Origin of the sequence: Mesorhizobium sp. CAU 1732, assembly GCF_039888675.1 — a bacterium.
GTDB lineage: Bacteria > Pseudomonadota > Alphaproteobacteria > Rhizobiales > Rhizobiaceae > Aerobium.
Genome location: NZ_JBDQQR010000001.1, coordinates 92,769 through 109,335, shown reverse-complemented (window position 1 = coordinate 109,335; position 16,567 = coordinate 92,769). Strand labels below are relative to the sequence as shown.

At 65.7% G+C, this 16,567-nt stretch carries 13 protein-coding genes; 8 read left to right on the top strand and 5 right to left on the bottom strand.

Annotated features, from left to right (window positions below):
• The first annotated feature begins 57 nt into the window (after positions 1–57).
• From AAFN55_RS00550 to AAFN55_RS00515, 8 genes are all read left to right on the top strand, one after another.
• A complete protein-coding gene (locus tag AAFN55_RS00550; RefSeq protein ID WP_347796940.1) occupies positions 58–486 on the top strand; it encodes a DUF2852 domain-containing protein in 429 nt (142 codons plus the stop codon).
• Positions 487–603: 117 nt separating this feature from the next.
• Positions 604–1,368: a M48 family metallopeptidase gene (locus AAFN55_RS00545; RefSeq protein WP_347796939.1), complete on the top strand. Its 765-nt coding sequence runs from the start codon at positions 604–606 to the stop codon at positions 1,366–1,368.
• A 52-nt stretch (positions 1,369–1,420) separates the two neighbouring features.
• On the top strand, positions 1,421–2,077 hold the full coding sequence (locus AAFN55_RS00540) for a phosphoribosylanthranilate isomerase (protein WP_347796938.1): 657 nt from the start codon (positions 1,421–1,423) through the stop codon (positions 2,075–2,077).
• Between the two features lie 25 nt (positions 2,078–2,102).
• Positions 2,103–3,323, top strand: a complete 1,221-nt coding sequence (gene trpB / locus AAFN55_RS00535; RefSeq protein WP_347796937.1) for a tryptophan synthase subunit beta — start codon at positions 2,103–2,105, stop codon at positions 3,321–3,323.
• A 138-nt stretch (positions 3,324–3,461) separates the two neighbouring features.
• Positions 3,462–3,698 carry a hypothetical protein gene (locus AAFN55_RS00530; protein WP_347796936.1) on the top strand — a complete coding sequence of 79 codons (237 nt, stop codon included), beginning with the start codon at positions 3,462–3,464 and terminating at the stop codon, positions 3,696–3,698.
• A gap of 296 nt (positions 3,699–3,994) precedes the next feature.
• Positions 3,995–4,834: a tryptophan synthase subunit alpha gene (gene trpA, locus AAFN55_RS00525; RefSeq protein WP_347796935.1), complete on the top strand. Its 840-nt coding sequence runs from the start codon at positions 3,995–3,997 to the stop codon at positions 4,832–4,834.
• 39 nt (positions 4,835–4,873) lie between these two features.
• Positions 4,874–5,794, top strand: a complete 921-nt coding sequence (gene accD / locus AAFN55_RS00520) for an acetyl-CoA carboxylase, carboxyltransferase subunit beta (RefSeq protein WP_347796934.1) — start codon at positions 4,874–4,876, stop codon at positions 5,792–5,794.
• Between the two features lie 127 nt (positions 5,795–5,921).
• On the top strand, positions 5,922–7,259 hold the full coding sequence (locus AAFN55_RS00515) for a folylpolyglutamate synthase/dihydrofolate synthase family protein (protein ID WP_347796933.1): 1,338 nt from the start codon (positions 5,922–5,924) through the stop codon (positions 7,257–7,259).
• Between the two features lie 54 nt (positions 7,260–7,313).
• Here the strand turns inward: AAFN55_RS00515 and trxA are convergent, their stop codons facing one another.
• The 5 genes from trxA to tsaE form a co-directional block, all read right to left on the bottom strand.
• Positions 7,314–7,637 carry a thioredoxin gene (trxA, locus tag AAFN55_RS00510; protein WP_347796932.1) on the bottom strand — a complete coding sequence of 108 codons (324 nt, stop codon included), beginning with the start codon at positions 7,635–7,637 and terminating at the stop codon, positions 7,314–7,316.
• A gap of 67 nt (positions 7,638–7,704) precedes the next feature.
• Positions 7,705–11,223: a double-strand break repair helicase AddA gene (addA, locus tag AAFN55_RS00505; RefSeq protein WP_347796931.1), complete on the bottom strand. Its 3,519-nt coding sequence runs from the start codon at positions 11,221–11,223 to the stop codon at positions 7,705–7,707.
• Positions 11,220–14,342: a double-strand break repair protein AddB gene (gene addB, locus AAFN55_RS00500; protein ID WP_347796930.1), complete on the bottom strand. Its 3,123-nt coding sequence runs from the start codon at positions 14,340–14,342 to the stop codon at positions 11,220–11,222. Before addB ends, addA begins: the two co-directional genes overlap by 4 nt.
• Positions 14,339–15,061, bottom strand: a complete 723-nt coding sequence (locus AAFN55_RS00495) for a nucleotidyltransferase family protein (protein ID WP_347796929.1) — start codon at positions 15,059–15,061, stop codon at positions 14,339–14,341. Before AAFN55_RS00495 ends, addB begins: the two co-directional genes overlap by 4 nt.
• On the bottom strand, positions 15,058–16,566 hold the full coding sequence (gene tsaE, locus AAFN55_RS00490) for a tRNA (adenosine(37)-N6)-threonylcarbamoyltransferase complex ATPase subunit type 1 TsaE (protein WP_347796928.1): 1,509 nt from the start codon (positions 16,564–16,566) through the stop codon (positions 15,058–15,060). The genes AAFN55_RS00495 and tsaE overlap by 4 nt, the downstream gene beginning before the upstream one ends.
• Position 16,567: the final 1 nt, after the last annotated feature.

Here is a 16,567-nt window from a genome sequence, read left to right as displayed (position 1 = left end):
CATTTCGAATTCAAGCAGCCGATCGTGGCTGCATCCAACTGGAAGGAACGGATGAATATGACCAAGACCGCTTTGATCCGTCCTGCGTGGACGCCCGCAACCATCGCGCTGATGGTCGTCGGTTTCATGGTGTTCTGGCCGCTGGGTCTCGCCATGCTCGCCTACATTCTCTGGGGCGACCGCCTCGAGGACTACAAGGGTGAGTGGAGCAAGGCCCGCAACAATTTCTTCGGCTCTTGCCGCAAGGGAGCGCACATGCACGCACGGACCGGTAACGTCGCATTCGACGACTGGCGCACGAAGGAACTGGAGCGCCTTGCGGAAGAGCGCCGCAAGCTCGAAGAAATGCGCGAGGAGTTCGACTCCTATGCCCGCGAACTTCGCCGGGCGAAGGATCAGGAAGAGTTCGACCGCTTCATGTCGCAGCGTTCGCGCAACACGCCGGCCCGCAACGAGCCCAAGGGCGAAGGCCTGCTCGACGACTGATAAGGATCCGCGCCACGGCGCATCCTCCCGAAGCGGCGCTGGAGACATCCGGCGCCGTTTTCGTTTGCCCTTCTTCGTCTCGCTCCCGCCGCACGGCGAATCGGATAGTATGTCGTCATGGTCTTCGGCTTTCTCCGCCCGTCAAAACCCGCTCCCCGACCACGCGCCGCACCGCTCGAGCGCGTGCATGTCGTCGCCAACCGCGAACTGCCGCTGCGCATCGTCGAAAACGACCGCGCCAAGCGGCTGACCCTGCGCATCGACACGGGCGGGCGAGGCTTGCGCATCACCGTGCCGCCGGGCGTGGCGCGCGGCGAGGTCGAGCGCTTTCTCGATCGGCATCAGGGCTGGCTCGAGACCAAGCTCGCCAACGTCCCGGACAGGCCGCAAGTGCGTCCCGGCGTCAAGCTGCCGTTGCGCGGCGTTCCGCATCTGATCGTTCACGAACCGGGCAAGCGGGGCACCGTGACGCTCGATGTTCATGACGGCAAGCCCGTCATCGTCGTCCACGGCGACCGGCGCCATCTGGGGCGTCGCCTGTCCGATTTCCTCAAGCGCGAGGCCAAGCGCGACATCGAACCGCTGGTGGGCAAGCACACCGCATCCGTCGGCCGCGCCGCGAAGGCCGTGCGCTTCAAGGATACGTCGTCACGCTGGGGATCGTGCACGTCGGACGGCAACCTCTCCTTTTCGTGGCGCATCATGATGGCCCCGCCGACAGTGATCGACTACCTCGTCGCCCACGAGGTTGCGCATCTGAAGGAGATGAACCACGGCCCGAAATTCTGGAAGCTGTGCAAGGAACTGTGCCCGCGCACCGAAGAAGCCCGCGCCTGGCTCAAGCGCAACGGCAGCGCGCTGCAGGCCATCGCGTTCGAGTGAACAGACGGCTCTTTCCTCGACTCCGCCTTGATTTCATGGCACTCCCGCGCTCATGACCCTCGACATCAAAATCTGTGGCCTCAAGACCCCCGAAGCGCTGGACGCGGCGCTCGATGGCGGTGCTTCGCATGTCGGCTTCATCTTCTTTCCCAAGAGCCCGCGAAACATCGCGCCGGCGGAAGCGGGCGTGCTTCGCGCGCGCGCCAGGGGCAGGGCGCAATCCGTCGCGGTGACCGTCGATGCCGACGACGCATTTCTGGATGCGATCGTCGAAGCGATGGCGCCCGATATGCTTCAGCTTCACGGCCGCGAAACGCCGGAACGCACCGCCGCGATCAAGGCGCGCTACGGCCTGCCGGTCATGAAGGCGTTTTCGATCAGCGAGGCGGACGATCTTGCAGCGATCGAGCCGTTCCTGGGCGTCGCGGACCGGTTTCTGTTCGACGCGAAGCCGCCCAAGGGCTCCGAGTTGCCCGGCGGCAACGGCGTCACCTTCGACTGGACCATTCTCGCCGCCCTTGACCCGGGCATCGATTACATGCTTTCGGGTGGGCTGACCGCCGCCAATATCCGCGATGCGCTGGCGCTCGCCAACCCGCCCGGCATCGACGTTTCGTCGGGCGTGGAAAGCGCGCCGGGCGTCAAGGATGCGGCATCGATAGCAGACTTCTTCAAGGCCGTCAGAGCCGCACGCGCGATCGCAGCCTGACGCCGCATTCCCGAGGAGACCGGCCGTGAACCAGCCCGTGCCGCCAAATTCGTTCCGCACCGGTCCCGACGAGCAAGGCATGTTCGGCATTTTCGGCGGTCGTTTCGTTGCCGAAACGCTGATGCCGCTGATCCTGGATCTTCAGGATCACTGGGACAAGGCGAAGAATGATCCCGCATTCAAGGCCGAACTCCAGGCGCTCTCGACGCACTATGCCGGCCGGCCATCGAAGCTCTACCACGCGGAGGGCCTGTCCAGGCATCTCGGCGGCGCGAAAATCTACTTCAAGCGCGAAGATTTGAACCACACTGGTTCGCACAAGATCAATAACTGCCTCGGCCAGATCCTGCTGGCCAAGCGCATGGGCCGCAAGCGCATCATCGCGGAGACGGGCGCCGGTCAGCATGGCGTCGCCTCCGCAACCGTCGCCGCGCGGTTCGGTTACCCGTGCGTGGTCTATATGGGCGCGACAGATGTCGAGCGGCAGAAGCCCAACGTCTTCCGCATGAAGCTGCTGGGCGCGGAAGTGAAGCCCGTCTCGGCTGGGCACGGCACCTTGAAGGACGCCATGAACGAGGCGCTTCGCGACTGGGTGACCAATGTCGAGGACACCTATTACCTGATCGGCACGGCCGCCGGACCGCATCCCTATCCGGAACTGGTGCGGGAGTTCCAGTCGGTGATCGGCACGGAGGCCCGAGAGCAGATTCTCGAGCGCGAGGGCAGGCTGCCGGACGTCGTCATCGCGGCGGTTGGTGGCGGCTCCAACGCGATCGGCATCTTCCACCCCTTCCTCGACGATAAAGACGTCAGGATCATCGGCATCGAGGCCGGCGGACGGGGGCTCGACGGCGCCGAACACTGTGCCTCGATGAATGCCGGCAAGCCCGGCGTGCTGCACGGCAACCGCACATACCTGCTTCAGAACGAAGACGGCCAGATTCTGGACGGCCATTCGATCTCGGCCGGCCTCGATTATCCCGGTGTCGGCCCGGAGCATTCCTGGCTGCGCGACAGCGGCCGCGTCGACTACCTGCCGATCCTCGATGACGAGGCTATGGAAGCGTTTCAGCTCACGACCCGCACCGAAGGCATCATCCCGGCGCTCGAATCCGCGCATGCCATCGCCCACGCCATGAAGATCGCGCCCGGCATGAGGAAGGACGAGATCATCATCGTCAACCTCTCCGGCCGCGGCGACAAGGACGTGCACACCGTGGCCGGCATGATGGGCATGGAGATTTGACGGGGCACGGTCGATAGACCAGGCGAGCGGCGACAAGAAGCTGGACGGTTTGAGCCAAGTGGCCGGCTGTGCTAGCTTTGCCCGAACAAGAGATCATGGCAATCCGACATGGCCAGACGAGAGAACACGGTAAGCGGTTTGGAGATCGAGAAGGCGGAGGCCGCGTCGTTTGCGGATGAAAAGCACCGCGATTACGCTTCCTTTTTGCGGGGTTCCGAAACCGAGCGCAGGCTGTTGAAGGAACGCATTGCAGAGGCTGACAAGGGCGTTTTCATCTCGGCCGAGGCTATGCATCGCTGGATCGAGAGCTGGGGCACCGAAAATGAGCTGCAACCACCGGAACCAGACGTCTTTCTGAAGCCCCGCCGTTCATGAGGCTAGTCTACCTGGCTTCCGCCAACGACGATCTGGCTTGGTTCCTGGAATATTACGGCAGCATCTTTCACGCAGGTTCGGAGCGCGCCACCAAGCAATACGTCAGAGCTGTTGCCACCCTTTCCGACCACCCTTACATCGGGAGGCCAGTGGACGAGACAGGGCTTCGTATATACAGCATCCCGCGTCTTCCGTTTGCAATCATCTATCGCGTAACCAAAGACAATATAGAGGTAGTCCGTGTTTGGGATCAGCGTGCCGATCCAGCGCAAGCGGGGCTTCAGGAAGAAGGCGACATGAACACCCGTATCGACCGCCGCATGGCGAAGCTCAAGGCCGAAGGGCGCCCGGCGCTCGTGACCTATTTCATGGGCGGTGATCCGAGCTACGACGAGTCGCTCAAGATCATGAAGGCGCTGCCAAAGGCCGGCGCCGACGTGATCGAGCTCGGCATGCCGTTCTCCGATCCGATGGCAGACGGCCCCGCGATTCAGGCGGCCGGGCTGCGTGCGCTCAAGGGCGGCCAGACACTTCCCAAGACGCTCGCAATGGCCGCCGATTTCCGCAAGGCGGACGACGAGACGCCGATCGTCCTGATGGGCTACTACAACCCGATCTACATCTACGGGGTCGAGCGGTTCCTGGCTGACGCCAAGGCGTCCGGCATCGACGGGCTGATCGTCGTCGACCTGCCGCCCGAGATGGACGAGGAGCTGTGCCTGCCAGCACTTCACGCCGGCATCAACTTCATCCGCCTCGCGACGCCAACGACCGACGACAAGCGCCTGCCCAAGGTGCTCTCGAACACGTCGGGCTTCGTCTACTACGTCTCCATGACCGGCATCACAGGCTCGGCGCTTCCCGATACATCGAAGGTCGGCGCAGCGGTTGCCCGCATCAAGGCGCACACCGACCTGCCCGTCTGCGTCGGTTTCGGCGTCAAGACCGCCGAGCAGGCGCGCGCCATCGGCGCGTCGGCTGACGGCGTCGTCGTCGGCACGGCGATCGTCAACGCCGTCGCGAACGTTATCGACGCCAACGGCAAGCTCACCGCCGATCCGGCCGAAGCCGTCGCAACGCTGGTTGACGGTCTCGCCCACGGCGTGCGCCGGGCCCGCCTTGCTCCTGCCGAATAGCGGCTCCATCCTCTCCACAGACCGAAGCGGAGACCTGCCATGAACTGGATCACCAATTTCGTCCGCCCCAAGATCAATTCGATGCTTGGCCGGCGCGACATGCCCGACAATCTCTGGATCAAGGATCCCGAGACCGGCGAAATGGTCTTTCACAAGGATCTCGAACAGAACCAGTTCGTGATCCCCTCGTCGGGCTACCACATGAAGATCACGGCCAAGGAGCGCCTCAAGGCATTCCTGGACGACGGCGCCTATTCGTTGCTCGAGAATCCCAAGGTCGCGCTCGATCCGCTCAAATTCCGCGACGAGAAGCGCTATACGGACCGTCTGCGCGACTACAAGGCCAAGACCGGTCTCGAAGACGCCGTCGTGTCGGCAACCGGCTCGATCGAAGGCCTGCCGATCGTCGTGACGGTGCAGGATTTCTCCTTCATGGGCGGGTCGCTCGGCATGGCTGCCGGCGAGGCGATCATCAAGGCGTTCGAAACCGCGATCGAACAGAAAAAGCCGCTGGTGCTCTTTTCCGCCTCGGGCGGGGCGCGCATGCAGGAAGGCATCCTGTCGCTCATGCAGCTCGCGCGCACCACGGTCGGGGTCGATCGTCTCAAGGAGGCAGGCCTTCCCTACATCGTCGTCCTGACCAATCCGACGACCGGCGGCGTCACCGCCTCCTATGCGATGCTGGGCGATATCCATATCGCCGAGCCGGGCGCGGTGATCGGCTTCGCGGGCGCACGCGTCATCGAACAGACGATCCGCGAGAAGCTGCCCGAAGGCTTCCAGCGCTCCGAATATCTGATGGAGCACGGCATGGTGGACATGGTCGTCTCGCGTCTCGATATGAAAGCCACGGTGTCGCGCCTGCTCAAGATCCTGCTCAAGGAAAAGGCGACCGAAGAGCCGCTCGCCGACATCCTCCCGCCGGTTCCCGCCGTGACCGAGGCGCGCGCCGAAGCCTAGGCGAAGCGCCACGTGAAAAAGTCGCTGCGCAAGTGCAGCACACTGCGCCATTTCGATTCCATCGGGATCGAAGTGGTTCTAGGCTCCACGTGAACGCAGTGCATCTCGCGACAGCAGGATCGGTCCCATGACCACCGAACTTCACGCCGCCGACCGCGAAATCGAACGGCTGATGGCCCTCCACCCGAAAGGGTTCGACCTGTCGCTGGAGCGCATCACGCGCTTGCTGGAGCGGCTCGGCAATCCGCACGAGCGGATGCCGCCGGTCATCCATATCGCCGGAACCAACGGCAAAGGCTCGACAGCCGCGTTCTCGCGCGCGTTGCTCGAAGCGTCGGGGCTGACCTGCCACGTCCACACCTCGCCGCACCTCGTCAACTGGCACGAACGCTACCGCATCGGAGCGGCAGGCGGCGGCAGGCTGGTCGAGGACGCGGTGCTGGCCGACGCGATCGCGCGGGTGGCCGAAGCCAATCGCGGCGAGATGATCACCGTCTTCGAAATCCTGACCGCGGTCATGTTCGTGCTGTTCTCGGAACACCCCGCCGACGCCGCGATCGTCGAGGTCGGCCTGGGCGGGCGGTTCGATGCGACCAACGTCATCGCCAAGCCCGCCACGACCATCATCATGCCGATCTCTCTCGACCACGAAGCCTATCTCGGCGACCGCGTCGAGCTCATCGCGATCGAGAAGGCCGGCATCATCAAGCCCGGCGTGCCCGTCATCGTGGGCGCGCAGGAGTATGACGCCGCACGCGACGTGCTGGTGGAGACGGCCGAGAGGCTGGGTGCGCCCGCGCTGATCTACGGGCAGGATTTCCTCGCCTTCGAGGAGAACCGCCGCATGGTCTATCAGGACGATGACGGGCTCTTCGACCTGACGCCGCCGCGCCTGCCCGGCCGTCACCAATATGCCAATGCGGCAGCCGCTATCGCCGGCGTGAAGGCGGCCGGGTTCCGCGTCACGAACCGCATCGCCGATATCGCCATGAACCGCGTCGCGTGGGCGGGGCGCATGCAGAAGCTCACCGAGGGCACGCTTGTCGATCTGGCACCGAAGGGGTCGGATATCTGGATCGACGGCGGTCACAACCCGGATGCCGGCGCGGTCGTCGCGGAGGCGCTGGCCGAGCAGGAGGACAAGCGGCCGCTACCGCTGGTGCTGATCTCGGGCATGATCAACACCAAGGACCAGACCGGCTACTTCCACAATTTCCATGGCATGGCGCGGCATGTCTTCACCGTGCCGGTCAACGAAAGCGATGCCGGCGTGCCGAATGACGAACTCGCTGCAAAGGCGACGGCTGCTGGGCTCAACGCCGAGCCCGTCGCCTCCGTGGAGAATGCGCTGATGCTGCTGCGCGACGCATGGGACGATCCGGACCATCCGCCGCGCATTCTCATCTGCGGCTCGCTCTATCTCATCGGCGAGGTTCTGGCGAAAAACGGCACCCCGCCAACGTGACAAAGAAAAAGCCCGGCGCGATGCCGGGCTTGTTTCATTCCACCAAAGTGTCGATCAGGCGACGTTGCCGCCGATCCAGGCCGACAGCGCGGTCTTCGGTGCAGCGCCGACCTTCATGTCGGCCACTTCGCCGCCCTTGAAGATCATCAGGGTCGGGATCGAGCGGACGCCGAACTGAGCGGCCAGTTCCGGGTTTTCATCGATGTTGATCTTGGCGATCTTCACCTTGCCGTCGAGTTCGCCCGCGATTTCCTCGAGAGCGGGCGCGATCATCTTGCAGGGACCGCACCACTCTGCCCAGAAATCCACGACGACGGGTTCCGCCGACTGCAGGACGTCGGACTCAAAATTGTTCTTGTCGATGGTGACGGTGGCCATATCGGTCTCCATGGGATTGTGTCGAGCCAGATGTGGGGGCCGGCGACCCCGACTTCAAGCACTTGTGTCACGCCGGCCTGAGTCGGGCAAGGGCGGCATCCATCACGTCATCGGCAAGGGCCAGAAGCACCGGGCTTTCGGTATAGACCAGTGCCGCACGGACTGTTCGTCCAGGATAGATCGGCCGCAACAGGTCGCGATAGAGCGCCATCTGCGCGACGTGGGAGGGCGGTAGGTCGGCGATACGGGACGGCGGCGGGCGGTTGGTCTTGTAGTCGACGATCAGTATTTCGCTGTCGGTGACGACCAGGCGGTCGATCTTGCCGGAGACGGCGCGCTCAGTTCCCGCAACGGTGAGGCGGCCCATCACGGCCACCTCCGCACGCGACCCTTCAGTGAAGATGTCGGCGAAATCGCCATGCGAGAGGATGCGGTCGACGGCCTGCCACAGCCAGGTGCGATCGCCTTCCGTCCACATCCTGCCGATACGCGACAGATAACGCTGTGCGGCGGCCTCGCGGTCGGCAACGGGCAGCGCGGGCAGAACCTGCAGCAGCCGGTGCGCCGCCGTCCCGCGTTCCATCGCAATGGAGGGCGCCAGTTCCGCGTCGAGCACCGGGGAACGCTGTGTCGGCGACAGTTCGGGTTCCGGCTCGATGATCGCGGACGTGCCCGAGGGTGACAGCGGGCGCGGCAAGGGAGGCGCGGCGGGGAGCTTCTCCCAGAGCGACGCTGGAACCGGGGCCGCAGCGTCCGCCACCGTCTTCGTCTCGGCTTCCGCCTCCACGCGCTGCGATGGCGTCACCGCGTAACGAAGGACCGTCTCGCCGGTCGCCTCATGCTGACGCTGTTGCGTATGCTCGGAGGCGGCAAGCGCGCCACCAACCATCGTGTGCCAGCTTCCGTCGGCCTGGCCGCGCTTGCCGTGGTAGCCGCAGACGATCAGCCTGTCCTCGGCCCGTGTCATTCCGACATAGAGGAGCCGCCTGTATTCCTGCTCCGCCTTGGCGCGGGCAAGCCCCGTCAACTCCCGCGAGAACGCGTTGTTCGTGTCGGAGGCGGCACGCCACAGGAAGCCGCGCCCGTGCCAACCTTTCCGCGGAGCGTCGAAGGGCATCAGGCGCGGAAGATGGCTGTCGGAGAACGCCGCGCTGCCGCTGTCGACGAGGAACACGACCGGCGCTTCGAGCCCCTTTGCGGCGTGGGCCGTCATGATGCGGACTTCGCCGCGCGTCTGGTCCATCTCGCGCTTGATCTCGGGGCCGCCGCCATCGAGCAGGGCGATCAACGCCTCGAGTTCGGTGACGCCCGTGCGCTCGGCGGCGAGACAGAAGTTCAGGAACTCGTCCACGACGTCGCCCGCTTCGGGGCCCAGCCGCGCGATGAAGCGGGAGCGCATGCGATCTCGGCCCAGAATGTTGCCAAAGAACTCGAATGGCGGGTGGAAGCCTGCTTCGCGCCGCCATTTTGCCAGCAAGTCAGCCACGGAACGCGCGCGCGCGTCGTGATCGGCGGCCAGACGCAACGATGCCAGAAGCGAACGGCCTTTCGGCCGATCCGCAGCTAAGCGATAGAGCGCGTCTTCGTCGAAGCCGAAGATCGGGCTCTTGAGCAAAGCGGCCAGAGAGAGGTCGTCGTCGGGCTGGAGCGCGATGCGCGCGATCGCCATCAGGTCCTGCACCGCGATATGGCCGGTCAGCATGAGCCGATCCGCGCCGGCGACCGGAATGCCGCGATCCTTCAATTCGCGCCCGAGCGCGTGGATGAAGCGGTCGCGTTTCCGAACCAGAACCATCACGTCACCGGCGCTCAGGCGACGGCCGGTGCCCTCGATCACGTTGGCGGTCTTCAGCCAATGCTCCACCGTGTCGGCGATCTGGCGCGCGAGCCTGACGGCGGGCGCGGACGCGTGATCGATCGCCTCGGTCCAGTCGTCGGGTTCCTCGACGTCGACGGGCCCCAGCGAAGGCCAAACCTCGACATGGCCGGGTGCGTTCTCGCGGATCGCCAGATGCTCGATCGGCTCCGGGTCACGCGTCAGCCCGTCGCGATTCTCCTCTCGGGCAAAAACGAGATCGACGGCTGAAAGCACGTCCCATGTCGAGCGAAACGAGCGCGTCAGCCGCACATGCTCGAAGCGCCCATCGGCTTCCACCACGCGATCACGGAATTCGCGGCCGCCGATGGCGAAGGATTCAGGATCCGCGCCCTGGAAGGAATAGATCGACTGCTTCTCGTCGCCAACGGCGAAAACCGTCCGTTGGACCTCGCGCGCGCCCTGGCCGGCGAAGAACTCCGAGGCGAGCGCCTTCACGACGGCCCATTGGTCGGGACCGGTATCCTGCGCCTCGTCGAGCAGGATGTGATCGATGCCCTTGTCCAGCTTGTACTGGACCCACGCGCCGGCATCGCGCCGCGAGAGCAATGCCGCCGTGCGTGTGATCAGGTCGTTGAAGTCGAGGAAGCCGCGCGCGCTTTTGAGCCGCTCATAGGCGGCGATCAGCCAGTCTGCGATCACCAGGGCCGCACGCGTCCCGTCGAGCATCGTGAACAGCGCAACGCGATCACAGGCCACGTCGATCGCGCCGGCGAAGCGCGCGAATTCCTCGGCGAATTCCGGGAAATGCTCGCCGACACCCTTCGCCATGATCGACTTGGTCGATCTCGCAGCCCAAACGCCCTCCTTCCTGGTCAGGAAAGCACCGCGCAGCGCCCACAGGCGGTCGCTCGGCGCTTCCAGCGCACAGGCGGCCGAGAGGTTCGCCGCGAACCCTGCCGCGGTCGCCTTGCCCGCCGCATGGGCCCGCGCATCGATCGCACGGGCGAGGTTCATGTCGAAATAGCTGTCCGGCCAGATGTCGCCAGCCAACGCGTCGGGCGTTTCAGAACCGGAAAAGCCAAATTCCTCGAACAGCGGGACGAAGCGAGGATCGCCTTCGCCGATCTGCGCGATGAAGCGCCGCAGCGCATCGCGTTGCGAGACGATCGCGCCCAGAAGCGCGTCGAGGCCCATCTCGCCGCCAATCTGCAGAACGGCGGCAAACGCTTCGCCGAGGCCCGGATGGTCCGAGCCTGCGGCCGTGATCATCTCGCGGCGCGCCTCGGCCACGAGTGCCGCCTCCATCTGGCTGTCCAGCATCTCGAAATGGCCGGCGATGTTGGCCTCGAGCGGAAACTGGTGCAGCACCGCTTCGCAGAACGCATGGATCGTCTGGATCTTGAGGCCACCCGGCGTCTCCAGCGCGCGGGCGAAGAGCTGGCGGGCGCGTGCGATGCGCGACGCATCGGGTGCGTGGCCGGTGAGCGTCGCGATTTCGGCCGAGAGTTCGGTATCGGCAAGCGTCGCCCAGCGCGACAGGTTCGCGAAGACGCGGTTCGCCATATTGGCGGCGGCAGCGCGCGTATAGGTCAGGCACAGGATGCGCGAGGGATCGGCGCCATCGAGCAGCAGCCGGATCACCCGCTGCGCCAGGACATGCGTCTTGCCCGAGCCGGCATTGGCCGACACCCATGCCGAGATGCGTGGCTGCGACGCCTTTGCCTGCGCGTCGATCGTATCCTGCGGCACGTGGAGGATGCGGCTCATTCCACCTCCTCCCCGGTATCGCCGCCGGCCGACCATTCCAGCACACGTGCGAGATGGTCGTAATTTCCGGTCATGTCGCCTTCGCGGAAGGGAAGGGCGCGCGACAGATATCCGGTTTCCGCCCGCTCATAATGTGCGACCAGCCGTTCCAGGCGTTCCCACGCCTCGTCGGAAAGCTGCGTGGCGGTCTTGGGCTGCCGGTTGAATTCCAGAATGGATTCCTCCAGCACGTCGCCGTTGGGCTTCATGCGCACATGGGCGAGTTCCGATGGCGTCACCTTACCGGCCTCGCCGAACGCACCGCGCATCAACAGCGCGCCTTCCAGCGCAAGCTGCGGCGCCAGCAGCGTGTGCGCCTGACCCTTGGATGGCGACGAGCCGGTCTTGAAATCGAGGATGTCGGCATGATCGGCGGCGCGCAGATCGATCCGGTCCGCACGTCCGCGCAGCGTGGCGCGGGTGACGCCGACCGGCGTGGCATCCGCGCGCGCCTCGGCGATGCGGCGCTTGATGCCGGCCGGGCGGCCGCGCTCCCAGACAATGAACCCGGATGCCATCTTGGCGAAGCGCGGCCACCAGATCGCATCGACATCGGGCGGCAAGGCCGCTTCGTCGAACAGCCTTCGGCCGATCTCGAGCAGCTTCGCTTCCGCCTCGGGGGCGAAGGGATCGATGCCCGCGACTGCGAATTGATGCACGATATCGTGGAACAGGTTTCCGCGTTCGGCGGCACCCGGATCCCGCAGCAGGGGTTGCAGCGGCTCCAGGCGAAGAATTCGCCGCGCATAGATGGCGTATGGATCGCGCCTGAGCGTCTCGATCTCCGTCACGGAGAAATTGACCGGACGCCTGTCCAGCGGGGGAATCGGGCGCGGTCGCGGGGCAAACGGGACAGGCTCGCTGCGGTCCAGATCACGGACCCAACCCAGCACAGCCATACCACGAGCGGCCATCGCCGCCACCGGTTCTTTGCCGGCAAATGTCTTGATCCGTTGCAGCCAGCGAGACGCGAGCGCCGGGGCGTCGCCAGCACGTGCCGCGCGCGTCAGCACAACGTTGGGCGTGCCCATCGCCATAACGAAGTCATGCGCGGCCTGACCGATGCGGCGCTCCGGCGGCTCGAGGTCCATGCCGGCCTTCATGAAGCGCGACATGAAGCGATCCGGCTCGGCCTTGCGCGGCCAGGAGCCTTCGTTGAGCCCGCCCAGAACCAGCGTGTCCACGGTCTGTAGCCGGGCTTCGAGCGCGCCCCAGATCGACACGCGGTAGTCGCCTGCCACCGACGGTTTCACCGTCTCGCCGGAGATGAGCGCCGCAAGCACCTCGGGCCACTCACCGGTGTCGACCGGTAGCTCGGCGGTGGCGCCCACAAGGGAGCGCAGGAACGCCGCAAGCCGGTCGCCTGCATCGCCGCGATAGAACTCGCCAAGGCTTCCATTTTCATCACGCCCGAGAGCCTCGATCGCGAGGACGGATGCGCGCGCAAGCTGCGACACCGATGATTTTTGCCCTCGCAAGCCCGCTAGTTCGGCCAGCGCGAGCCCGATCGCGTCGAGCAGGCGGCGGCAGCCATCGATCCGCTCCTGCGACAGGCGCTCCAGCCAGAACGGCTTGCGCGGGTCGCCCAGGAGGGCGTCGATGCAGCGATCAAACCGCGCGCGGAGTTCCGTGATGTCGGGCCGCCCCACACCGCCGCGCAGCGCGACCAGGTCGATCGCCTCAGCGGCAGCGCGGACATGCTGGCGATCCATGCCGGATCGGAGCAGCGGATGTTTCAGAAGCGCCATGATCGAGACCGAATCACCCGGCCGGAAGACCGCTTCCAGCATGTCGCGAAGCAATGTCGCCGGCGGCGTCGAGGAAAGCTGCGTCCCGCCCGAATCGTCGGCCTCGATGCCGAAACGCCGCAATTCGACCGAGACGCGACGCGCAAGCAGCCGGTCGCCCGTGACGAGCGCGGCACTTTTCGATCCATCCCCGATGGCGAGCCTCAGCGTCACGGCGATCGCCAGCGCTTCCTCGCGTTCATTGGCCGCCTCGATCAGGCTGACGCCATCGAACGTCGCCGGATCGACGGTTCGGTCGCCGATTGCCCACGCATCGGTGGTTTCGGCCGGTCGCAAAGCCTCGTTGACCGCGCGGATCCGGGCCGCCATGCCGGCAGGCGCGGACGAGACCTCCCTCACCTCGGAGCGATCGATGCCGAGAAGGCCGAGCAGCTTCTTCAGGCCCGCCTGCGGATGGCCGAAGCTCGAGGGCGGGTTGTCGTCGCTGGCGATCTCGGCCCAGCTTCGCGCGTCGGCTTCGCGGTCGAGACCGGGCAGGACGACCGCCCCCAAAGGAAGCCGCGCGATCGTGGCCAGAAGTTCCGCCGTCGCCGGGATCGAGCCCGTGGAACCCGCGGCGATGATGGGTCCGGCCGGCGGCGCGCGGGCAAGGCGGACGGCTTCCGCCCGGATCATCGCGTTACGGTGCGCGGCAGGGTTCGAGCGGTCGCGCTCGACCAGCAGCGCAGGCCAGGCGCGGGTGACGATATCGAGAAATTCGAGCGTCACCTGCCACCAATTGGCGAGATCTTCCGGAACGAGGCCCGCCAGCCGCGCCCAGTCCGCGCCGCCGGTCTCGATCTCGTCCATCAGATCGGCAAGGTCCCGCGACAGCCACAGCGCATCCGAGAGTGACGCCGGAACGACGACATCTTCGCCGAACAGGGCCGCGACATGAGCCGGCAGGCGACGTTTCCACGCCTGCACGAGCGGCGCCATGAGCAGAATTCGGTCGAGCGGCTCTATCGGCGGCGCGAGCGACAGTTCGTCGGCTTCCGACCCATCGAAAAGACCCGCGTCCTCCTCGAATTCGCCCAGCGGGCGGATGGTGGGCAGGATCGCCGACACCCCGCCAAGCCTGTCCACGAAGGCGCTGCGCAACGCCCGGGCCGCGCGGCGCGTCGGCACGTAGATCGTCGTCGCGGCCAGCGCCAGCGGATCGTCGCGTGTCGCCACGCCCTCGACAAGCCGGCCATCCAGCACGGCATCTGCGAGCGTTTCGAGGAAGGGCACGCCGGCGGGGATCGACAGGACATTCGGCACTTCGCGCGCCGCCGTATCGAAGCCCGTCATCGAGCCCGCAGGCGCGCGACCGCCGCTTCGGCATCCACCAACGAGTTCGGCGTGCTGACCGTGATCCAGTGTCCTTGCATCGGCAACCCGAACAGGGTGCCGCGCGCGATCATCTCGTCGAAATAGCGGTTCAGCGAATGCGGTTCAGCGGCAGCGCCATCGAATATGCGTGGATGCACGATGCCCGCGCCGGCATAGATCAGGCCGTCGGGCGACGCATTGGCGCGCGAAAGGCGGCCGTCACCGCCGATCAGGAAATCGGTGGTGCCGCTATGGCCTGTCGCGTCGTCGAGATGGGCAAGCATGAGCAGACTATCCATCCGCCCGGCGTCCCATGCAAGGGCAAGACGCTCCAGATTGGAGTTTGCGGCGTCGATCCAGAACGTATCCGCGTTTATGATGTAGAACGGCTCGCCGCCCAATTCGCCGAGCGCCTTCACGATACCGCCGGCCGAATCGAGCAGCCGGTCCGTCTCGTCCGAGATCACGATGCGCGGCGCGGCGCGGCCCGCCAGATGATCGACGATCTGGGAGCCGAGGTAGTGGACATTCACGACCGCCTTCTCGATGCCTGCCGCGCTGAGCGCGTCGAGGCCCCAGTCGAGCAACGGCTTTCCGGCAACCGGGATCAGCGGCTTCGGCGTATTTTCGGTCAGGGGACGCATGCGTTTGCCGAGACCGGCGGCCAGCACCATCGCCGTACGCGGCCCGGCGTTCATTCGGCGGCTCCAATGATACCGGCAGACGCGTAAAAATCGCGCAGAGCGCGCAGCGACGGATGGCTGAGCGCGCGCGAGACATAGTCGCGAATGCGCGGCAGGTGCTTCATATAGCCGGGCTTGCCGTCGCGGACGTTGAGACGGACGAAGATGCCGAGAATCTTGGAGTTCCGCTGCGCCGCCATGATCGCGTAGGCCTCTTCGAAAGCCGCGCGGTCGAACGACCCCGAAGCCTCGCGGGCCGCGCAGTAGGCATCGACGATGCGGCGTTCCAGTTCCGGCGGGATCGTCACCCGCGCATCCATCGCAAGCGACGCGACGTCATAGGCCGCGGGGCCGATCATCGCATCCTGAAAGTCGATCAGGCCGATCCGGTCATGGCCGACTTTGTCACCGCGCCAGATGAGGTTCGGCGAATGATAGTCGCGCAGGACGAGGCTTTTTTCCGCGTGGTCGAGCCTGTCGAACGCCGCGCTCCAGGCGCCCGCGAAGTTCCGTCGTTCGGCTTCGCTTGCCGGGCGGCCGGCGACGTGCGGCAGATACCAGTCGGTCAGAAGCTCGGTCTCGATCGCCATCGCGCCGTGGTCATAGGCCGGCACCTGGTGGATCACGCCCCCGCCCAGATCGATGTGGGACGGCCAGCGGCGGGTGTGCATGGCAGCGAGCAATTCGGCGGCTGCAATGTATCGCTCAGCGATCGGCACACCTGACGCATCGAGCACGCCGTCCGACCCCAGATTCTCGACCAGAAGCATGCCCTGATCGAGATCGGCTGCCGGGATTTCGGGCGCGGCGAGGCCGGCGTCACGCAGCACCTTCGCGATCGCCACGAAGGGCGTCACGTCTTCCGCCAGATGCGCGATCTGGCTGTAGGGCTTGCCGTCGCGGATCGGCGGGCCATCGGGACGCCGCGGCGCGTTCATGAGGATCAGTGGTTCGCGGCCCGGCGCGGAAATCGTCTCGTAGGCACGGGAGGACGCGTCACCGACCAGAAAACGACGCTTAGCCGGCTCAAATCCCGACGTCTGGACGAAGGCGCGAAGCGCAAGTGAGCGCTGGAGCCTCTCCATGAAGGCTTCGGGCCCCGAAATCGATACGATCCGGCCATCGCCATGTTCGGAGAGCGCAATCGTCACGGCATCGGACGGCATCGCACCGGCCGCACGCTGCGGCCACTCGATCAGCACCGCGGCCTGTTCGATCGCTTCGGCGAAACCGAGTTCGTCGAGTTCGTCCGGTGAGGTCAGGCGGTAGAGATCGAAATGCTGGATCGGAATGCGGCCCTCATAGACCTGGACCAGCGTGAAAGTCGGGCTCGGCACGTCCAGATCGTCGTCCCCGGCCATGGCGCGGATGATCGCGCGGGCAAGCGTCGTCTTACCCATGCCGAGATCGCCGTCGAGCGCGACCACGTCGCCCCGCGCCAGCATCATGGCGATATCCTCGCCGAGCCTGCGCGATGCATCCTCATCTGGCAGTTCGAGCCGCAGCAACGTGCTTGTCATG